At 61.8% G+C, this 18,799-nt stretch carries 13 protein-coding genes and 2 pseudogenes; 5 read left to right on the top strand and 10 right to left on the bottom strand.

Annotated elements, in window-relative coordinates; genetic code table 11:
* Nucleotides 1-16: 16 nt before the first annotated feature.
* Together EOA78_RS24995 and EOA78_RS24990 are read right to left on the bottom strand one after the other, a co-directional pair.
* Nucleotides 17-3,193, bottom strand: coding sequence for a multidrug efflux RND transporter permease subunit (locus EOA78_RS24995; RefSeq protein WP_127317441.1), 3,177 nt, complete (start codon nt 3,191-3,193; stop codon nt 17-19).
* On the bottom strand, nt 3,190-4,389 hold the full coding sequence (locus tag EOA78_RS24990) for an efflux RND transporter periplasmic adaptor subunit (protein WP_127317440.1): 1,200 nt from the start codon (nt 4,387-4,389) through the stop codon (nt 3,190-3,192). Before EOA78_RS24990 ends, EOA78_RS24995 begins: the two co-directional genes overlap by 4 nt.
* A 267-nt stretch (nt 4,390-4,656) precedes the next feature.
* On the opposite strand from EOA78_RS24990, the pseudogene EOA78_RS24985 reads away from it, so the two are divergent.
* From EOA78_RS24985 to EOA78_RS24975, 3 genes and pseudogenes are all read left to right on the top strand, one after another.
* Nucleotides 4,657-4,876: pseudogene (locus tag EOA78_RS24985) on the top strand (DUF4126 domain-containing protein); the annotation flags it as partial.
* A gap of 129 nt (nt 4,877-5,005) precedes the next feature.
* On the top strand, nt 5,006-6,466 hold the full coding sequence (locus EOA78_RS24980) for a phospholipase D-like domain-containing protein (RefSeq protein ID WP_127317439.1): 1,461 nt from the start codon (nt 5,006-5,008) through the stop codon (nt 6,464-6,466).
* 155 nt (nt 6,467-6,621) lie between these two features.
* Nucleotides 6,622-7,422: an endonuclease/exonuclease/phosphatase family protein gene (locus EOA78_RS24975; protein ID WP_127317457.1), complete on the top strand. Its 801-nt coding sequence runs from the start codon at nt 6,622-6,624 to the stop codon at nt 7,420-7,422.
* 69 nt (nt 7,423-7,491) lie between these two features.
* On the opposite strand, the gene EOA78_RS24970 is transcribed toward EOA78_RS24975, so the two are convergent.
* The 8 genes from EOA78_RS24970 to EOA78_RS37265 form a co-directional block, all read right to left on the bottom strand.
* Entirely contained in the window at nt 7,492-7,884 is a 393-nt protein-coding gene (locus EOA78_RS24970; RefSeq protein WP_245477727.1) for a ribbon-helix-helix domain-containing protein, read from the bottom strand.
* Between the two features lie 442 nt (nt 7,885-8,326).
* On the bottom strand, nt 8,327-9,520 hold the full coding sequence (locus EOA78_RS24965) for an ABC transporter permease (RefSeq protein ID WP_245477725.1): 1,194 nt from the start codon (nt 9,518-9,520) through the stop codon (nt 8,327-8,329).
* A gap of 22 nt (nt 9,521-9,542) precedes the next feature.
* Complete coding sequence (locus tag EOA78_RS24960) at nt 9,543-10,253, bottom strand: ABC transporter ATP-binding protein (protein WP_127317455.1); 711 nt, start codon at nt 10,251-10,253, stop codon at nt 9,543-9,545.
* 28 nt (nt 10,254-10,281) lie between these two features.
* Complete coding sequence (locus EOA78_RS24955) at nt 10,282-11,631, bottom strand: efflux RND transporter periplasmic adaptor subunit (protein WP_164783923.1); 1,350 nt, start codon at nt 11,629-11,631, stop codon at nt 10,282-10,284.
* 1,631 nt (nt 11,632-13,262) lie between these two features.
* Nucleotides 13,263-14,318: a lipocalin-like domain-containing protein gene (locus EOA78_RS24950; protein ID WP_127317436.1), complete on the bottom strand. Its 1,056-nt coding sequence runs from the start codon at nt 14,316-14,318 to the stop codon at nt 13,263-13,265.
* Entirely contained in the window at nt 14,308-16,716 is a 2,409-nt protein-coding gene (locus EOA78_RS24945; RefSeq protein ID WP_206533496.1) for an ABC transporter permease, read from the bottom strand. The genes EOA78_RS24950 and EOA78_RS24945 overlap by 11 nt, the downstream gene beginning before the upstream one ends.
* Nucleotides 16,716-17,372: an ABC transporter ATP-binding protein gene (locus EOA78_RS24940; RefSeq protein ID WP_127317435.1), complete on the bottom strand. Its 657-nt coding sequence runs from the start codon at nt 17,370-17,372 to the stop codon at nt 16,716-16,718. The genes EOA78_RS24945 and EOA78_RS24940 overlap by 1 nt, the downstream gene beginning before the upstream one ends.
* Before the next feature lie 371 nt (nt 17,373-17,743).
* Nucleotides 17,744-17,848, bottom strand: coding sequence for a hypothetical protein (locus EOA78_RS37265; protein ID WP_245477734.1), 105 nt, complete (start codon nt 17,846-17,848; stop codon nt 17,744-17,746).
* A 354-nt stretch (nt 17,849-18,202) separates the two neighbouring features.
* Here EOA78_RS37265 and EOA78_RS24930 point away from each other — a divergent pair, with 354 nt between their 5' ends.
* A complete protein-coding gene (locus EOA78_RS24930) occupies nt 18,203-18,571 on the top strand; it encodes a hypothetical protein (RefSeq protein WP_127317434.1) in 369 nt (122 codons plus the stop codon).
* 110 nt (nt 18,572-18,681) lie between these two features.
* A pseudogene (locus EOA78_RS36540) lies at nt 18,682-18,799 on the top strand (ATP-dependent DNA ligase); the annotation flags it as partial.

Raw genomic sequence — 18,799 nt, 5'->3', positions numbered from 1 at the left:
ACTTGCCGGTCCACCCTTATTCCGCCGGCACGTCCGCATGGTCGCCCTCGACGGACGCTCGATAGGGGAACAGCCGCCTGAGCGCCACATAAAAGACCGGAGTCAGGAACAGGCCAACGATGGTGACACCGAGCATGCCCGAGAACACGGCCGTGCCGAGCGATTGGCGCATCTCGGCGCCGGGGCCGGTTGCGATCATCAACGGCACGACGCCCAGAATGAAGGCAAAGGCCGTCATCAGTATCGGCCTGAGCCGCAGCCGCGCGGCTTCCACGGCCGCCTCCACCGCATTGGTGCCGCGCTCCTGTGCCTGCCTGGCGAACTCGACGATCAGGATGGCGTTTTTCGCCGCCAGGCCGACAAGGACGACGAGGCCGATCTGCACCAGCACATTGTTGTCGAGGCCGCGGAAGGCCACGCCGATGAGCGCCGCCAGGATGCCGAGAGGCACGATCAGCACGATGGCGAAAGGCATGATCCAGCTTTCATACTGGGCCGCCAGTGCCAGAAAGACGAACAGCACCGACAGGCCGAAGATGAGGATGGCGGTGTTGCCGGTCTGGCTTTCCTGCAGCGCGAGTTCGGTCCATTCGAAGGACGTCCCTTGCGGCAGCGTCTCGTCGGCGACCTTCGCCATGGCATTGAGCGCGTCGCCCGTCGAGACGCCGGGCGCTGCATTGCCCTGCAGCGGCACCGACACATACATGTTGTAGCGCTGTACCAGCGAGGGGCCGGTCACGTCGCGGATCTCGATCAGCGTGCCGAGCGGAACCAGAGCGCCGGCGGCCGAGCGAACCTTGAGCTGCAATATGTCGTCCCGCTCCAGGCGGAAGGCCTGGTCGGCCTGCGCCCGCACCTGATAGACGCGGCCGAAGGCATTGAAGTCGTTGACATAGGCGGTGCCGAGATTGATCGACAGCGTGTCGAAAATATTGGCGATCGGCACATTGAGGATGCGCGCCTTGTCGCGGTCGATCTCCAGGAAGAATTGTGGGCTGGAGGCAGAGAAGGTGGTGAACACGCCGGCCAGACCCTGCGTTTGATTTGCCTTGCCGGCGATCTCCTGGGCAAGCGCCAGGACGGGCCGCATGTCGGCGCTGTTGCGCTCCTGCAGCATCATTTTGAAGCCGCCGGAATTGCCGATGCCGCGCACTGGCGGAGGCGGCAGCGCGATGATGAACGCTTCTTCGATGCTTTGCAGGCTTCCGAACAGCGTACCGATGATCTGGCCGGCCGACTGGCCCTTCTCCAGACGGTGCTCGAACGTGTCGAAGGCCGCGAAGATCACGCCGGCATTGCTGGCATTGGTGAAGGTGGCGCCCGAGAATCCGGCGAAGGCCACGGCGTTGGCCACGCCCGGCGTGTTGCGGATGATCTCCGACGCTTTCTGCACCACCGCGTCGGTTCGGCTCAGCGAGGCGCCTTCCGGCAGTTGCACCACGACGATGGCATAACCCTGATCCATGGTCGGAATGAAGCCGCGCGGCACTGTCTGCAGCATGTGATAGGTGGCATAGATCAGGGCGGCAAAGACCAGCAGCATGGCGATCAGCGCGAGCGCAGAGCCGACGAGCTTCTTCACCAGCCAGGCATAGCCGTTGGCCATTCTGTCGAAGCCTCGGTTGAAGCCGTCAGCCAGCGATCGTCCGAAACGCACTAAGGCGTTGCCTGCCGGCTGGCCGTCGTGATGCGGCTTGAACAGCACGCCCGCCAGCGCCGGCGACAGCGTCAGCGAGTTGAAGGCCGAAATCGCCGTCGACACGGCGATTGTGATCGCGAACTGAAGGTAGAACTGGCCGGAAATGCCCGGAATGAAGGCAGTCGGCACAAACACCGAGATCAGCACCAGCGAGATGGCGAGCACCGCCGTGCCCACCTCGTCCATGGTGCGGTGCGCTGCTCGCTTGGGTCGCATGCCCGCCGCTATGTTGCGCTCGACATTCTCCACGACGACGATGGCGTCGTCGACGACGATACCGACGGCCAGCACCAAGCCGAACAGCGTCAGCATGTTGAGAGAGAAGCCGAAGGCGTATAGCACGGCCAGCGTGCCGATCAGCGACACGGGAATGGCGACGATGGGCACGATCGCCATACGCCAGGATTGCAGGAAGACGATGATGACGAGGACGACCAGGAGGATCGCCTCGCCGATCGTCTTGTAGACCTCGTTGATGGATTCGGCGATGAATTCGGTCGGGTTGTAAACGATCTCGTAGGCCAGTCCCTTCGGAAAGTCGGCTGAAAGGTCCCGGATCGTGCTCTGGATCTCCTCCGCCGCGGCGAGGGCGTTGGTGCCCGGCCGCTGGAATATGCCAAGCGCCACCGCCTGCTTGCCGTTGAGGTAAGAATTGGTGACATAGTCTTTGGCGCCGAGTTCGATGCGCGCCACGTCTTCCAGTGAGATCAGACGGCCATCCTCGGTGTTCTTGACGATGACATATCTGAAGTCGCGCGCGTCGTCGAAGCGGCCTTGAGTGGTAACCGTGTACTGGAAGGCCGAACTGCCGGCGACTGGCGGGGCGCCGATCGAGCCGCCCGAGACCTGCACGTTCTGTTCGCGCAACGCCTCCACCACGTCGCTGGCCGTCATCGCGTAGGCTGACAATTTTTCGGGATCGAGCCAGATGCGCAGCGCATATTCGCGCTCGCCGAAGATGATCACGTCACCGACGCCGTCGAGCCGCAGCAGGAGGTCGCGCACGCGGGTGCGGGCATAGTTGGACACGTAGAGCTGGTCGTAGCTGTCGTCCGGCGACAGCATATGCACGACCATCATCAGGTCGGGCGAACTCTTCGCGGTGGTGACGCCGAGACGGCGCACTTCTTCCGGCAGGCGCGGCTCCGCGATGGCGACGCGGTTCTGCACCAGCACCTGCGCGGCGTCGAGGTCAGTGCCGAGTTCGAAGGTGATGGTCAGCGCCATGGCGCCGTCGCCCGATGAATAGGACGACATATAGAGCATGTTCTCGACGCCATTGATCTCCTGCTCGATCGGCGTCGCTACGGTTGCCGCGACGGTCTCGGCATCGGCGCCCGGATAGGAAGCTCGCACCACGATGGTCGGCGGCGCGATTTCCGGATATTGCGCCACCGGCAGTTGCGTGTAGGCGATGCCGCCGACGATCAGCAGCACGATCGAAAGCACCGCCGCGAAGATCGGGCGGTCTACGAAAAAATGCGCGAACCTCATTGGGTCTGACCTTCGGCCTTGGGCGGCAGGGTGATCATTTGGGGCTTCACGGTGACGCCCGGACGCACGCGAACGATACCGTTCACGACGACGGTCTCGTCGCCAGTCATGCCCTCGCGGATGACGCGGTAGCCGTCGATCCGGGGGCCAGTGCGCACCGGCTTGGCCGAAACGAGACCGGCATCGTCGACGACGAAGACGATGCGGCGGTTCTGATCGGCGCCGATCGCTTCGTCGGGCAGCAATATGCCGGGGTGGGGCAGCGAACCGGGCACGTTGATGCGGCCGAACATGCCGGGCTGCAGCACGCCGTCCGTATTGTCGAATCGGGCGCGCACGCGCATCGTGCCGGTCCCTTCGTCGAGCCGATTCTCCGAAAAGTCGAGCTTGCCCTTGAACGGTTTCGCGGTGTTGTCCGCCAGCCGCACGGAAACGTCGAGACCACCGCTGCCTTCCTGCAGCGAGCCGCCGCGTTGGCGCGCATCGCGCGCATAGGCGAAATAGCTGCGCTCGTCGATGTCGAAGTAGAAGTCGATGGGATCGATCGCCACGATCGTCGTGAGCAGCGTCGAGTCCGGCTGGATGAGGTTGCCGGGAGAAACAAGCCGGCGGCCGATGCGGCCGGTCAGAGGCGACCGTATCTCGGTGAACTCCAGGTCGAGGCTCGAAGTGCGCAACGCTGCCTCCACTCCCTGGTGCTGGGCCTGCGCGGAGAGGAATTCGCGGCGTCGGTCGTCCAGCGTCGACACCGCCAGATTGCCTGACTGCGCCAGTTGCTCGGCGCGATCGAGTTGCGTCTTGGCGAATTCGAGCAGGCTGGTCACCACATCCACCTGCGACTTCGCCGCGTCATAGGCGGCCTGATAAGGCCGTCGGTCGATCGTAAAGAGCAGATCGCCCTTGTTGACCATGGCGCCGTCGCGGAAATGAACCTCGTCGAGATAGCCTGCAACGCGCGAGCGGACCGAGACGTCGTCGACAGCCTCGAAGCGCCCGACGAATTCGTCGTCCTCGACAATGTCGCGCACGACGGGCTTAGCGACCGTCACCAAGGGTGGTTCAGGCTGCTGAGCGACGGCCAGCCCGGGCAAGCTGGTCAAACCGGCGGCCAACAGACCTGCGACAAAAGAGTAGCGGAGCAAGGTCCTGCGGCCGAACTTGAGGTGTGCGGACGATCTATTGGCTATGCTTACCATGACGCCCTCTCTCTTCGGGAGCGACAAAACTAGGATGCCGCATGCTGCACTGCAAGGCTCGTTCGCACGGTCTGGTATGAAGGCGTCATCACGCTCCTGACACAAACCGACATGAGGGAAGGCCGAAACGGCTCGTTGGCCGGGACTCGGACCGGGCAGATGCTGTCAAAATCTTGTTCCAGCCATGGCGGACCATAGAGGCATACTTGTGCGGCGCACGTCCGGAACAAAGTGTGCCAGCATTGCCAGTCTGAGGGGAACGGCGACATGATTTATTTTCTCGCACTCCTGATCGGAGTGGTGGCCGGCCTTCGCGCCATGACAGCGCCGGCCGCGGTGAGCTGGGCGGCGGCGCTCGGCTATTCTAGCGCTGGTCGAATATGTGACTGACCAATTGCATTCGACGCCCAGCCGCAAGGTGCCGCAGCAATTCGGTGCGCGGCTGATCAGCGGCGCTTTTTGCGGCGCGGTGATCGCCACAGCGGCGACTGCGGCCAAAACTTAGTCAAGAGGTGCTGATATGCGAGACAGCGCTCTTCGCTCTGGGTCTGTTGAGTATCAACGCCGGGAATGAGCTGCATTGCGTTCTGCAACCGCTCGCTGAATAGTCCTGGCGATGTTGCAGACCTTAATGACTCATTGGCCCCAGATCCTCGCGATCATTCCGGTGGTGATGGCGGCCATCGGCATCGTCCACGCCATAATGACGAAGGAAGACGTCCGCGCCGCAACAGGTTGGGTCGGCGTGATGTTCCTGTCGCCATTCCTTGGCGCGATAATCTACGCCGTTGCCGGCATAAACCGCATCCGTCGTGCAACGATCAGCGCCATGCGGCCCCTTTCCAGCGAGGCGGCTTCCGCAAAACATGAGCGCAACATTGCCGCCGAGGAATTGATTGCCGAGCGGTACGGCCAACGCTTCACCGGCCTGAAGACATTGGGCGACAGGGTGGCCCGGCGTGCCCTGACCTCGGGAAACGCGATTGCGATATTGGAGACGGGTGACGAGGCCTATGCCGCAATGTGCCGAGCGATTGATGGCGCTCAACGCACTATCCTTCTCGAGACCTACATCTTCGACAATGACGATGTCGGGCGGCTTTTCGTGGAATCTCTCGCCGGAGCCGTCCAGCGGGGTGTCAGCGTTCGCGTGCTGATCGATGCCGTCGGGGCGCGGTACTCCGTCCCCAGCATTCTTGGGCGTCTGCGTAAGGCAGGAATCACAGCAGACCTCTTCAACGGCAACATTGTCATGGGCCTGCGTCTTCCCTACGCCAACCTCAGAACGCACCGGAAAATCCTGGTCGTCGATGGCACGATTGCGTTCACCGGAGGGATGAACATCCGAAAGGGATTCTCAGCCGAGTTCGCCGGCTCCTCCAGCGCGAGGGACACGCATTTTCAGGTCACCGGGCCGGTCGTGGCCGACCTTTTTTTGGTTGCCGCCGAAGATTGGCGCTTCGTGAGCGGCGAGCTCCTGAAAGGCGACACCTGGCAAGTGGCCACGCTTCCCGAGGCTCCCGGTCAACCGATGCTGGCGCGGGCGGTTGCATCCGGACCGGATGCCAGCATCGAAACGAACCACAACTTGCTGATCGGGGCATTTTCGGTCGCCCGCAAATCGATCCGCATCATGTCGCCCTATTTCCTGCCGGATCGGGAACTGATCAGCGCGCTGACGACCGCGGCCAGGCGAGGCGTCGAGATCGACATCGTGGTACCGGCGGTGAACAATCTCTTCCTTGTCGACCGGGCGATGACGGCGCAATTCGATCAGGTCCTGAAGCACTATTGCCGCGTATGGCGCACGGAGGGCTCGTTCGATCATTCGAAGCTGGTGTCGGTCGATGGAGTTTGGGCTTATATAGGATCCTCCAATCTTGATGCCCGGTCCCTGCGGCTGAATTTTGAGATTGATGTAGAGGTTCTTGATGCAGGGTTTGCCGCGGAGATTGAAGCGCGGATCGGATCGGCAATCGCCTCCGCCGCGTCTGTAACGATCGAAACCTTGAGAGCCCGGCCATTCATCGTCCGCCTGTTCGACCGAGTGTTGTGGCTGGGATCGCCCTACCTTTAGAGGCTTTCTCGTTCTGCCGGGGGGAATTCGGGTGACGCAGCCATCGCTCCTTTTGGGCGCCGCATCTCGTCAGGGCAGGGAAGCAGCGATTGCAGATCCTGTTTGAGTGAGACAAAGCTAAAGTCTTGAAGGTAGTGAGGACGAGCAGCAGACTCATGCAAAGAACTCGACATAGCTTTCCTGCAAGTGTGCTCAAATCCATTCGCGACAGAAAAAAGCAGAAGGCGAAGGCTGCGCCGTCCGAAGGGACACGCCCCGCGGGGACTCTGGTCGCATCTTACAACGTTCACAAATGCGTGGGCGTCGACAGAAAGTTCGATCCCGAACGAATCGGTCGCGTCATCCGGGAAATCGGCCCGGATGTCATCGCGTTGCAGGAAGCGGACAATCGCTTTGGAGATCGTGCCGGCCTTCTGGATCTGCTGCGTCTCGAATCGGAAACAGGCCTGGTGCCGGTGCCGGTGTCCGGAAACGGCAAAGGGCACGGCTGGCACGGCAACGTTCTGCTTTTCAAACGGGGCATCGTTCGCAATGTCCATCAGATAAAGCTCCCGGGGCTGGAGCCGCGCGGAGCCCTGGTTGCCGAAATCGATCTGGACGAGAAACGAACTCTGCGCATTATCGCAGCCCATCTCGGCTTGCTGCGCCGATCACGCTCCGAACAGGCCCGCGTCGTGCTCGAAATCATGAACAGACCGGACGAAAAACCAACACTGCTGCTCGGCGATTTGAACGAGTGGCGACTCGGAAACCGTTCCGCACTGAATACGCTGCACACGACTTTCGGTCCCGCGCCGCCGGCGGTCCCCACCTTTCCATCGAGTCTGCCGCTGCTGTCGCTCGACCGGATCATGGCAAATCGACACGGAATGATCTCAACCGTCGAAGCCCATGACACGCCGCTTTCGCGGGTCGCCTCCGATCATCTACCGCTTACAGCATTCGTTCGCCTATGATGTAGGGCCGGAGGCCCGTCGCTTGGCAAATGTAGCGGCGGGTCTTCTGCATAGAGGTCGCGTCCCAGCCTACGCGCTGCCGTCCGTCTCGCTTTCCTCGTCTATCGCCCGGACCGGCAGATAGGCGTTGGTTTCCAGCCATTCGCGCAACACGATCTGGATGAGGTCGGATCGGCCGATTCCCATCTCGGCAGCGATGGAATCGAGCGTGTCTGCGGTGGCTGGCTCCAGCGGCACGCCGGAGACGTTTCTAAGATCGGCCCTGTGATCCACCTGCACCGCGTCCTTCGCTCCAAGGCTTTCGGGAATACGAGGAAAAAGGCGCCTTGCGTTGTTTCCCGCCGACATCCTATCTAGCTGAACTACTTTCAGTCTCAGGGGCGGGTATGAAACAGAATCAGGAAGGCAATCGGCGGGCATCGTAGGCAGCGCATTGGCCATCGGGCTTTTGATATCGAGCATATCTCTGGCGGGTGCACTACAGTTTCAACTAGCGGTGCGGATCGATGGCTTAGGAAGCCAAGTTTTGCCGGGGTTTCCGACGCAATGGCTAAGAAAGGCATGATGCCCGCAGCGATCGACTGCCGGTTCGATAGCACAGCTCCGGGCAAAGCGGCCTATGGATCAAAAGTTACGTGGAAACCTGCCCCCGCAAACTTGCTCTGGCAAATGCATGTCGGCGCTCCCGATTACATTGCGAGGAGTGAAGCTAAATCACGCGCAACATTCGCTACACCCTCAATAGCGGTATTCGCCCTACGGCTGGAATCGAGCCTATGGGGTATTTGCACTCGGGCTAGGCGCGCCTGCTGTGAAGGCGAAAGTTCTTTGGATCTCGTTACCCGCATCGGTAGTCAGCTCAATTCGGTCACGGCCCCTTCGCTGCTGATCCTGTGATTGAGAGCTATTCCGCCCTCAACGCCTCGATCGGCTGCATCCTCGCTGCCTTGCGGGCGGGATAATAGCCGAAGAAGGCGCCGATGAAGCCGGCGAAGCTGACGGCCATCAGCACGGCGGAGAGGTCGATGACTATTGGCCACTGGGCCGCGATTCCGATCGCGGCCGCCCCGAGAATCCCGACAAGCGCGCCGAGCAAACCGCCAAGCAGCGAGAGCGTCACCGCCTCGACGAGGAACTGGGTCAGGATGTCACGCCGACGCGCGCCAACCGCCAGCCGCAGGCCGATCTCGCGCCTGCGTTCGGTCACCGTCACCAGCATGATGTTCATGATGCCTATGCCGCCCACAACCAGGGACACGGAGGCGACGGCGAAGAGGAGCAGCGATACGACCTTCGTGGTCGAACCCTCGGCTTCGGCCGCCTCGGCGAGATTGCTGATGATGAACGTGTCCTCCTGGCCTGGGCGTAGTCTGTGCCGCTGCCACAGCAGCTCGCGGATATCTCTCATGATATCCTCGGCGGAGGCTCCGTCCGCAAACTTGACGGTGATATTGTGCACGAGGGTCGGGTTGGCGCGGCTCGTGCCAACAAACTGACGTCGCGCGGTCCTCAACGGGATCAACGCCAGGTCGTCCTGGTCGTCGCCCCAGACACTCTGGCCTTTTCGCTCAAGCAGGCCGATCACAGTGAACGGAACGTCACGGATGCGGATAGATGCCTGCAGCGGGTCGGAGTCGCCGAAAAGCTTCTCCCGCATACTCGTCCCCAGGAGGACCACTTTCGCGGCGCGCTGATTGTCCTCGGGTGTCAACTCACGTCCGGCAACGACGCGCCATTCGCGTGCAACGAAATACTCGGGCGTCACGCCACGAAGCACCCCCTGCCAGTTGGATGCACCTACCATCAGTTGCTCCCGCGCGTGCAGGAGCGGAGCGGTCACGACAACCCGGGGGACTTCCGATCCTACCGCTGCGGCGTCCCCCTCGCTGAGCCGCGGGGCTGCGCCGCTGCCAAGCCTGACGCTGCCCATCCTGACGCTGCCTGGCGTGACCGTGACGAGGTTTGACCCGAGGCTTCGTATCTGGGCCGCGATTCGTTCTCGGGCACCGATCCCAACCGCTATCATCACGACGACGGCGGCGACCCCGATGATGATACCCAGCATGGTGAGCCCGCTGCGCATGCGGTGCGCCTGCATCGATCGCAGTGCGGTTCTCGCGCTACCCGACATTGGAAACCAACGCCAGACAGGGCTGTATTTGAGACAGGGCGATGGTGCACTCCGATGTCACCCGGCCATCCCGGAAGGTCACGATGCGGTCGGCATGGGCAGCGACATCCTTCTCGTGCGTGACCAGTATGATGGTCAGGCCTGCACTGTTGAGGCGACGCAAGATCGCCATGATCTCCTGGCCGGTCTGGCTGTCGAGAGCGCCAGTCGGTTCGTCGGCAAGCAGAAGCAAAGGTTCGGTGACCAGAGCGCGGGCGATTGCGACCCGCTGCTGCTGTCCTCCCGAAAGCTCGGCCGGGGTGTGGTTCGCCCAATCGGCCAGCCCCAGTTGTTCAAGCATCGCGAGGGCACGGCGACGTCGCTTGCGTGCCCAGATGCCGCGATAGACGAGAGGCAGTTCGACGTTCTCCAGAGCGGTGGCACGCGGCAGCAGATTGAAAGCCTGGAAAACGAAACCGACTGTTTGGTTGCGGATTGCTGCGAGTGCGTCCGGGCGTAGGCGACCGACATCGAGCCCATCCAGAAGGTATGAGCCCTCTGTGGGACTGTCGAGACAGCCGAGGATGTTCATGAAGGTCGACTTGCCTGATCCGGAGGGTCCGGTCACCGCGACGAATTCACCGCGCTGGACCGTCAGGGTCACGCCATCGAGGGCCCACACGATTGCCCCGCCGACGCGGTAGCCGTGACGTAGCCCCATGGTTTTGATCAGTACCACCGCCGCCACCTCACCGGAGTCGGAATTTGATGAGAAGCGAGGAAGCGTCTTCATCGCTGCCCGCAGGGGCGGCAAGCCCTGTGATTACCTCCTGGCCTTCGTAAAGCTCGCCTGCGAGCACCTCGGTAGCGCGGCCGTCGGTGGTGCCCAGATCGACGGCAACAGGCTTGGGTTCGCCGCTTCGCTCCGGCACGAATACACGGCCGGGCGCAGTGTCGCTGTCGGTTTCAGTCCCAGCCGACGCGGCCGCGTCTCTTGACGCTTCGTCTGAATTTTCCGGCCGAAAACGGAGCGCGGCATTGGGGACGGTCAAGGCATTCTTCCGGGCAGCCACGATAACCTGTAGGTTGGCTGTCATGCCGGGCAGAAGCAGTTCGTCCGGATTGTCGGCTGCAATGACAGCGACATAAGTTACGACGTTCTGCACAACTTGCGGTGCCTTGCGTATCTGTCTGACCGTGCCTTCGAAAATGCGCTCGGGATAAGCGTCTACCGTGAAGGTGACTGGCTGGCCCACCGCGAAGCGGCTGATGTCCGCCTCGACCACTGAGGCCTCCACCTGCATGCGCGTCAGGTCTTGCGCTATGGTGAACAGTACCGGCGTCTGCAGTCCCGCCGCCAATGTCTGGCCGCCGCTGACGGTGCGGTTGATCACCGTGCCGGTGACCGGTGCGCGGATATAGGTGCGGTCCAGATCGATTTGGGCCTGGCGAAGCACGGCTTCTTTCTGCTTCACTTGGGCCAGCGTGTTGGCAAGCTGGGCCTCGGCCATGCCGAGTGCTGCCTGGGCCGCCCGCACCGCCGCTTCTTGGGATTGTTCTTCAGCGCGAGCACCAACCGCCTGCGCTTCAGCGGACTTGTAGGCGGTATGGTCGCGCTCCCATTCGCCCGCTGCAATGACCTTGCGCTCGGCCAGCGGGCGTTTGCGTTCCAGCTCCTGTGCCGCGCCATCGAGCGCGACTTGGGCGCGGGTAGTCTGGGCCATGGCGGAGTCGTGCCTGGCCTTGGCGGTCTCCAGCTCTGCGCGTACGCGTTCGACCTGCGCGCGCTGCACAGAGACCTGCGTCTGGGCCATCTCCAGTTCGGCCTGCGCCTGGGCGACCCTCGCTTCATAGATCTCTGGCTCCACCCGGGCGATAACCTGGCCCGCCTCAACCTTGGAGTTGAAATCGACGTAGAGCTCCTTGACGCGACCGGAGAGCTGCGAACCGACATCGACCACCACCAGAGCATTTATGGTGCCCGCCGCCTGCACGGTCGTGATGATATCGCCGCGCTTCACGGCTTCGGTGCGGTAGGAAGGCGCGACGGGCGTCGCGCGCGAATTCATGGAATTCATGAAGGTCGGCAGGCGAGCCAATGCTGCAGTGACCTTCTCGACAACCGGCTGCTCACCGAACGGGATAACCAGAGGTCCCGGCATCGCCGCCGCCCCGATGAAGACAATCGCAAACAGAATACTCCGCATTTTCTACACCGCGTTCACGCCGGGAGGGCTGAAGGAGCTCTCCCGGCTATGTAGCCTGGAGATCAGCTGGCGGGGACAACGTCATCCCGCGTTGCCACGGCGACGAAAGTCAATGGCATTTGCCTGTAAACGAGTCGTCCAGGCGCTCCCGCTTACTGCTTTTTGCACTGCCCCTGATTACCTGTGCAAGGCTGCGGCTCTGGCTTATTATCAGAACCCGTGTCCTGGAAATTGCCTGTGCCCTCCTCGCTCTGTTGGGTCGCTGTTCCGAATGCGTTACCGGGGACATCCTTCGTCTTCTCTTCGCATAGACAGCCCACTGCGCCGCCATCCTTCGTACACGATAGGAAAGCAGACCCAAAGGATGTACAATATTCTTGGCATTGTTGCACCGATGGGTTGTTGCACTCCTGCGCATATGCATCGCCGGCGCTGAACAACACTGCTCCAGTCACGAAGGCCGCAGAAGCGGCGGTCAAGAACAATTCATGTATGCGCATTTCATCCTCCATATTTGGCCAGAGAGGTCCGCTCTCGCCATGATGCGCCGCCGACTCTCCGGCCCGTGCCGGCAGCCAATGACGTAAGATTCCTCCGCCCCCGGTCCTCAAAGGATCGGAAAGGATGTTGCCTAAGAGATCGGAGCTGTCTTTTAGATGAGTTGACGCGGACGCAGCATCATCACGCCGTGCCGCGGACATTTCTATGTGGTAGCGTCCTCGCAACGCGGGGCCTAGGAATGAAGCTCAGTAGGAGCCGGTGCTGGAATGCCATTTCCCGATCCATTTTTCTTTATTTGTGTCGATAGGGAGTTCATCAGATTATACTGAGAGTACGTTGCTGTCAAATATATGGTTCGTCTATTTGTAATTATCGGCTTGGGGGTAATACATTTGGTGTATATTATACTCCGAAAGACTTACGGCGCGCGCCCGGGTGCAACTGGCGATGCGCAACAACAGTTCTGACCACCGACTTCACCGCGGGGCGACATCGATCGGAATTCTGTTGGAGTGCAGTTGCGGTCAGTGTCGGCTTTCGCGAAGCAAATCGAAGCAGGAAGGTCTGGATAGGGTCGGCTGCCGAACGGCAGCTTCCGCACAGCGGGACCCGAAAGCGGGCAGTCTGCAAACGGCCCCGTTCCCGCCGTTTATAATCCACACACCCAGGGCTTGGTTCGTTCTCAGTTGGCTGGCGAGCGACACACAAAACTGCCGACAATCTGCGCTGCGACATGTCGTTGAAAGTGTTGATATCACTAGCTGAGGGTTGAAACCGGCTACTCCCCAGCTTTGGAGAATGTCGGCCAATTCGGAGAACAACATGCACTCCACCGACGAGCAACGATCCCCAGCTTTAGGCTGCAATCGGCGCCAGCGCTGGGCAGCAGCGACGCGATATCTGCGACAGAGAATTGTTCGTTTGTGAAGACTGGTAGAGGGAGTGGAGCCGGAATCCAACCTTCTCCATTTTCGGCAATTCCCCAACCGTCGCGAATCTCGCGATCGAGCAGCGTCCTCCAGTCACTCATAGCCTGTCATCTCGAGATAGCCGCGCCCGGCATGGCTGCCCTCAAATCGGATCGGGCCCTCCCAATAGGGAAAGCGTGTGTCCATCCAGGCTTGCGGGTTCAGCGCCCGCGTGGTCACATCTACCTCTTTTTCCGGCAATTGCACCCGCCAACGGATCGGCACGCTGCGTCCCGCGACTGCCGCCGTTTCGAGCGGCGTGACCCTTAGCGCGCCGGGGGCCTGCGGCTGCGGCCTGCCGTCGGCCTTGATCCATGTGGCCGATGTAAAGCCCGCGCCTCCGCCGCGCAGACGAAAGCCCATCATCTTTTCGCCGCTGTCGAAATGCAGCGAGAACCAGTCCCACCCGGTTTGATCCTCAGCCAGCGGCTGCGAGGACCATTCGTGGTCCAACCACGCCTGACCGGTCACCGCAATCGCGCCCGCGGGAAGGGTCAGCGTCCCGGTCACGTGGTAGAATGGTTGCGAGTAATAATAGCTCGCCTGCCCCTTCTCGGATTTCACCGAATAGCCCTGCACTCCCTGCGGCACCAGAGGGCCTTTGGCGTCCAACGCCAGTTCGTAGGAAAACGCCTGTCCTGCCGCACGCAGATCGAGCGCCGACAGCGCATCCGCCTCTGGCAAGGCCCGGCCTGCCATCTGCCAATTGTCAATCCAGGCCGCAAAGGGCGCAGCCATAACCCCCGCCTGGCCGATGCCGCCCCGTGCCATCCGTTCGTCCACGAATTGGTGCGTTTGCGTCGTCAGCCCCGCATGACCCATCCAAAGCTGCGGACTGGACCAGCCGGACCGCTCCACCGGGGCCAGGGCGGATCGGAAAAGAGTCCATTGCACGCCATAGTCCGTTCCATCCGCAGCTTGCAGGTTGGCGGTCAAATACCACCATTCGATCCGGTAACCGGGGTGCGGGCCGTGGTCTGCCGGGAAGTTGAATGCAGTCCCCGGCTGCGGCACTGAAAACCCGTCAGCCTCTGTGCCAAGCCCAGCAAAACCCTGGCCAAAGGCAGGTGCGGCCAAGCACAGATAGATCAGCAATGCCCTAACGCTCATGTGCAAATACGCTCAACAAATCCGATGGCGAAAGACGCGCCAGCCGCCAGGCAGGCACGGCGGCTGCGAGCCCGGCCGCCAGCAGCGCGAGCGCCGCCAGCCGCACCCAGTCACCGGGAAAAAGGTGCATCGGCAGACGCCAGCCAAAAGCCTCGACATTCACCACCGCCAGCAGAACAAAGGCGAGCCCGATACCTACAGGCAGAGCGGCCAGCATAGTCAAGGCTGCCAACAACAAGCCGCGCCAAAGCTCCAGCCATACGAGGTGGCGGCGGGGCAGACCCATGGCCCAGACCGGCGCCAGTTGCGGTAGGCGCATCCCCGACAGGGTCATGAGGCTCGCAAACATCGCCAGCCCCGCGACTCCCAGCGTCAGCACATTCAGCGCGGCTGTCACTCTGAATGTGCGCTCAAACACTTTGAGCGAAAAGACCTTGATCCCGGCCTGGTCAATCACGTTCTGCGCGGGCAGCCCGAATTCCGCCCGCAAACCCGCAGCCAGTGCTTCGGCCTTGCCGGGGGCAATCCGAATGGCATGGCGCAGGCGGGAGACGTCAGGATAGTGCTGGAGCAGTGTGTCGATCCCGATGATCACTTGGCCGATCGGGTTGCCATAGTCGGCATAGACGCCGACGATGCTGGCCCGCCAGCCACCGGGCAGCGTGATCTGGTCCCCCAAGCCCAACTCCTGGCGCCGCGCCAGTTGTTCGTTGATCAGGGCGCCGTCGCCTGTGGCGATCCGGTCCCACACCTCCGGCACTGCAGAGAGGATCGGCCAGTTGTCGCGATAGGTGGCATGATCGGCCACGCCGTATATTGCCGCGGGCTGGCCTGCGACCCGGCCCTCAATGCTCCAGATCGGCAGGACCGCGTCGCTGCGCTGGGCCAGCCAGTCGTGTATCGCCGTGGCCTCTGCTTCAGTGCGGGCGGTCACGTAAAGCTCAGAGGCGAGACGCTGATCGAGCCAGCCGGTGAAGGTCAGCCGAAAGCTCGACACCATCGTGCTGACGCCCACATTGACGGCCAGCGCAAGCAGCAGTGCCATTAGCGCCAATGACAGGCCGGGAAGCTGTTGACGCGTGTCCGCCCAAAACCATTCAGCCAATGGTCCACGCGCCAAGCGGCCGCCAAGGTGCAATATCCCCGTCAGCACGAGCGGCAGCGCCAGTGCCGCCCCCAACAGCAGTGCCGCCAGAAGCGCAAAACCCGCCTCGAGGCCGGATCCGAACTGTGCAATTCCCGCCGCCGTGAACAGGAGCACCATCGCAGCCACGCCTTGCGCGCGCAGGGCCCGCTCCGAAGCCCGCGCCCAGGCCCGAGGCTGGGCCGACGCAAGCAGCGGCAGGTGCCATAGCCGCCAGAGGCTCTGTGCGGCCGCTACCAGCGTGCCGATTACCGCGATCGCCAGCCCCGCTGCCCACACTGCGGGGCGGATCGACAGCGTTCCCGGCACATCGGCCCCGTAAAGCCCGCGCAGGGTGGCGGCGACGTCGGGCAAAAGGGCCGAGGCGACTACATAGCCAAGTGCCACGCCCACCAGTCCCGCGAGGAGGGCGAAGATCAGCAGCTCGGCGATCAGCAAAAGGACCAGCACGCGGGCCGGCAAGCCCAGTGCGCGCAGCGTGCGAAATACCTGGCGGCGCTGTTCAAAAGCCAGACCGATGGCGGAATGCACGATGAAGAGCCCCACCGCAAAGGCAAGAAAACCGAAAGCCGTCAGGTTCAGGTGAAAACTGTCGGTCAGCCTGGCAAGATCCCCCGTTTCGCTCGGCTCGCGCAGGGTCAGGCCGGGGGCTGTCACCTCTAGAGGGGCACGGCCAATCGGTTGGTCCGGCCAGAGCAAAAGACGAGAGATCTTGTCCTTTGCCCCAAGCAAGACCTGCGCCTGCCCGATGTCGGTGAGGACTGTGCCAGGCGGCAAACCCTCGGCCACGCGCACGGGAGGTGTTGCTTGCTCGGTTAGTCGTGCCGTGGTTTCCGGAGCTGCATAGAGCACACCGGGCGCCGTGATGAACGGCAATAGCTCATCACCCACCGCAACATCCACCTGCTGCGCCTGCGGCGGCAAAGTCAGTGGGTCAATGCCGAGGACGCGCAACCGCACGTCCCCAAACCGCATTTCACCTTCAATCACCGGCGAAGCCAGCCAGCCTGCTCGCCGCAGTCTCACAAACACCTGTTGATCCATCCGGGCCCCGTCCTCACGCACCAGTTGCGCGAGCCGGTCCTGCCCAAGGATCGCCGCTGCACGGTCATAGCTCGCCCGCGCCTCACGGTTGATCGCCTGAACCGCTGACCACAACGCCGTTGCCAGCGATAGCCCCAAAAGCAGCATCGCCAGTTGGACAGGCCGCCTGCGCCAATGCGACAAGAGCGCTGACAACCCGGTCCACACCATCAAGCCAGCCGTCCCGTGTGCAGGTGAACGTGGGCGTTCAGCCGGTTTGCCAGACGGTTGGAATGGGTAACCATTAACAGGGCGGCACCCGTTTCAGCCACCAGCGACAGCATAAGATCGAGTACAGCGTCCCCTGTTGCTTCATCGAGATTGCCCGTGGGCTCATCGGCCAAAACCAGCCGGGGCCGAGCGGCCAAGGTCCGGCCGATCGCCACCCGCTGTTGCTGGCCGGCCGACAGTTGTTCAGGGTAGCGCGTGAGGAGTTGGGCGAGGCCCAGCCGTTTGGAAAGGACTTTCAACCATGCCGGATCAGGGCGGCCAGCAAGCCGAGCCTGAAAGGCAAGGTTGGCCGCCACATCAAGCGAAGGGATCAGGTTGAACTGCTGGAACACAAGTCCGACTGTTCCCCGCCGCAGGGCGGCAAGGGCTGTATCGTTCAGCCCCACAATATTGGTACCGCCAAGGTGGATTTCTCCCGCATCAGGGCTGTCGAGCCCTGCAACAAGGTGCAAAAGCGTGCTCTTGCCGCTGCCAGACTCGCCGGTCAGCGCAAGGCTCTTGCCCGCCCCCAGCGAAAGATCGATCCCGTGCAGAACATGCAACGGCCCCTCGCCAGTGGGGTAGAATTTGTCGATCCGGTGCAGCCTCAGCAGCATGTTACTCCCCGGAGGTCCGCGTGCATCTGCACGGCATGCCCGTGAAATAGCGGCAAACAACGACCCCTTTCATACAGCCTCCAAACCCACTGCCTAAATTGGACAATGGGTTTTTTCAGAGGGCTCGCGTTTTGCATCTAACGCGACCTCCACTTGGAATTCGATGTACAATTGCGAACTAGAGCGGTTCTCAGCTAGGCGGGATAGGCGTTGACCGTACCGTCGCAACTCACTCTCCAAACGGAACTGGAGCGCTGTCTTCAATTCCTCAGCAGTGCCGATGCCGTTGTTGAAAAGCGCCATGATTATGCCTGCAGCCTGGTCACACTCAGGCGTGCTTGGCTCTATGCCAGCCTCACGGCAATACACGATCAAACCTTTCGGGCAACGAGGTCCTCTTCGATCTTTGCGCGGTTGATTCCATACTTTTTTACCAGCCTGAGGGCATCAGCCCGTTCGAGATGGTGCTTCTTCATGAGGTACCCGACTTCATAGTCTTCGCCACCGTCGACCCCGTGCTCTGTCTTGCGGACCACGCTTTGACTTGTCGTCTGCCATGACAACCTCCATGGGCGATCGCCTCGCCCAAACGTGTCAAGGATAATCCTCTAATCGTCGGGGACAAGGACGTAGTCCCCAACCATGTCGAAACCGCACAACTCCGCGGTCGCAGGGATAAGCCGATCCCTTACGGGGAACGCTTTGCGGCGATCGCCGCCCTTGGAAAGGTTCTGCCCGCGACCTCGCCATTCGAGATTAGCGAACATGGTGGTGGACGCCCGAAGCATCGCGTTGAGCGCGGCGAGGCGACGTCGAGGGAAGCCACCGCAATGATCGTGGCCGAGGCCCTGGCGAGGGACGCTCCTGACCTATTCGACCGCTTCGACATTGAGTACGGGCGCGCCGAGGCACTTTTTCGGTTTTTCGAGATGGATAGGGAACCTCACTTCCGCATCGAGACCAACGAGGCGCCGGCCGCACTCGATGCTTCAGCGGCGGCCAAGGTTCTCATCAGTTTTCCCAAAGTGGAACTTCAGCAAGTCCTAATGATTGTCTGTGACCAGTGGGCACGGCCCCCCGGTGCCCGCTGTAGATCGGGCCGCAACCCGATTGGGGCCCGCGTGGCTTTCTCCATAGCGTTACCGCGGCTCGGCAGTCGCTTCTTCGCCATAACCTTTCCAAACATGCATTTTGTCTAAAATGATCCGGAACTGAATCCGATTTGGCGGCTTGAGTCCGCGTCAGTGGCGTGGGGTCCAGTATGAGTAACAGTTCCGGCGATGGCCGGTTGCAGTTCATCGAACCGCTCATGCCAACCCTGGTCGACAAGCCTCCGGAAGGCGATGCCTGATCCATGAGGTCAAGTTCGACGGCTACCGCTCACAGATCATCATTGACGAGGCCGGAGTTCGTGTCTTTACGCGCAA

The organism is Mesorhizobium sp. M5C.F.Cr.IN.023.01.1.1, assembly GCF_003997585.1.
Taxonomy (GTDB): domain Bacteria; phylum Pseudomonadota; class Alphaproteobacteria; order Rhizobiales; family Rhizobiaceae; genus Mesorhizobium; species Mesorhizobium wenxiniae.
The sequence above is the reverse complement of the archived record's forward strand: the minus strand, read 5'-3'. Positions and strand labels throughout refer to the sequence as shown.

Excerpts from the sequence above, each read along its gene's own strand:
- EOA78_RS24995 (WP_127317441.1), bottom strand. The coding sequence starts at position 3,193 with ATGAGGTTCGCGCATTTTTTCGTAGACCGCCCGATCTTCGCGGCGGTG.
- EOA78_RS37265 (WP_245477734.1), bottom strand. The coding sequence starts at position 17,848 with ATGAAGAAGCACCATCTCGAACGGGCTGATGCCCTCAGGCTGGTAAAA.
- EOA78_RS24990 (WP_127317440.1), bottom strand. The coding sequence starts at position 4,389 with ATGGTAAGCATAGCCAATAGATCGTCCGCACACCTCAAGTTCGGCCGC.
- EOA78_RS24940 (WP_127317435.1), bottom strand. The coding sequence starts at position 17,372 with ATGCTGCTGAGGCTGCACCGGATCGACAAATTCTACCCCACTGGCGAG.
- EOA78_RS24930 (WP_127317434.1), top strand. The coding sequence starts at position 18,203 with ATGATCGTGGCCGAGGCCCTGGCGAGGGACGCTCCTGACCTATTCGAC.
- EOA78_RS24975 (WP_127317457.1), top strand. The coding sequence starts at position 6,622 with ATGCAAAGAACTCGACATAGCTTTCCTGCAAGTGTGCTCAAATCCATT.
- EOA78_RS24960 (WP_127317455.1), bottom strand. The coding sequence starts at position 10,253 with ATGGGGCTACGTCACGGCTACCGCGTCGGCGGGGCAATCGTGTGGGCC.
- EOA78_RS24970 (WP_245477727.1), bottom strand. The coding sequence starts at position 7,884 with ATGCTCGATATCAAAAGCCCGATGGCCAATGCGCTGCCTACGATGCCC.
- EOA78_RS24965 (WP_245477725.1), bottom strand. The coding sequence starts at position 9,520 with ATGCAGGCGCACCGCATGCGCAGCGGGCTCACCATGCTGGGTATCATC.
- EOA78_RS24950 (WP_127317436.1), bottom strand. The coding sequence starts at position 14,318 with ATGAGCGTTAGGGCATTGCTGATCTATCTGTGCTTGGCCGCACCTGCC.
- EOA78_RS24980 (WP_127317439.1), top strand. The coding sequence starts at position 5,006 with ATGTTGCAGACCTTAATGACTCATTGGCCCCAGATCCTCGCGATCATT.
- EOA78_RS24945 (WP_206533496.1), bottom strand. The coding sequence starts at position 16,716 with ATGGTGTGGACCGGGTTGTCAGCGCTCTTGTCGCATTGGCGCAGGCGG.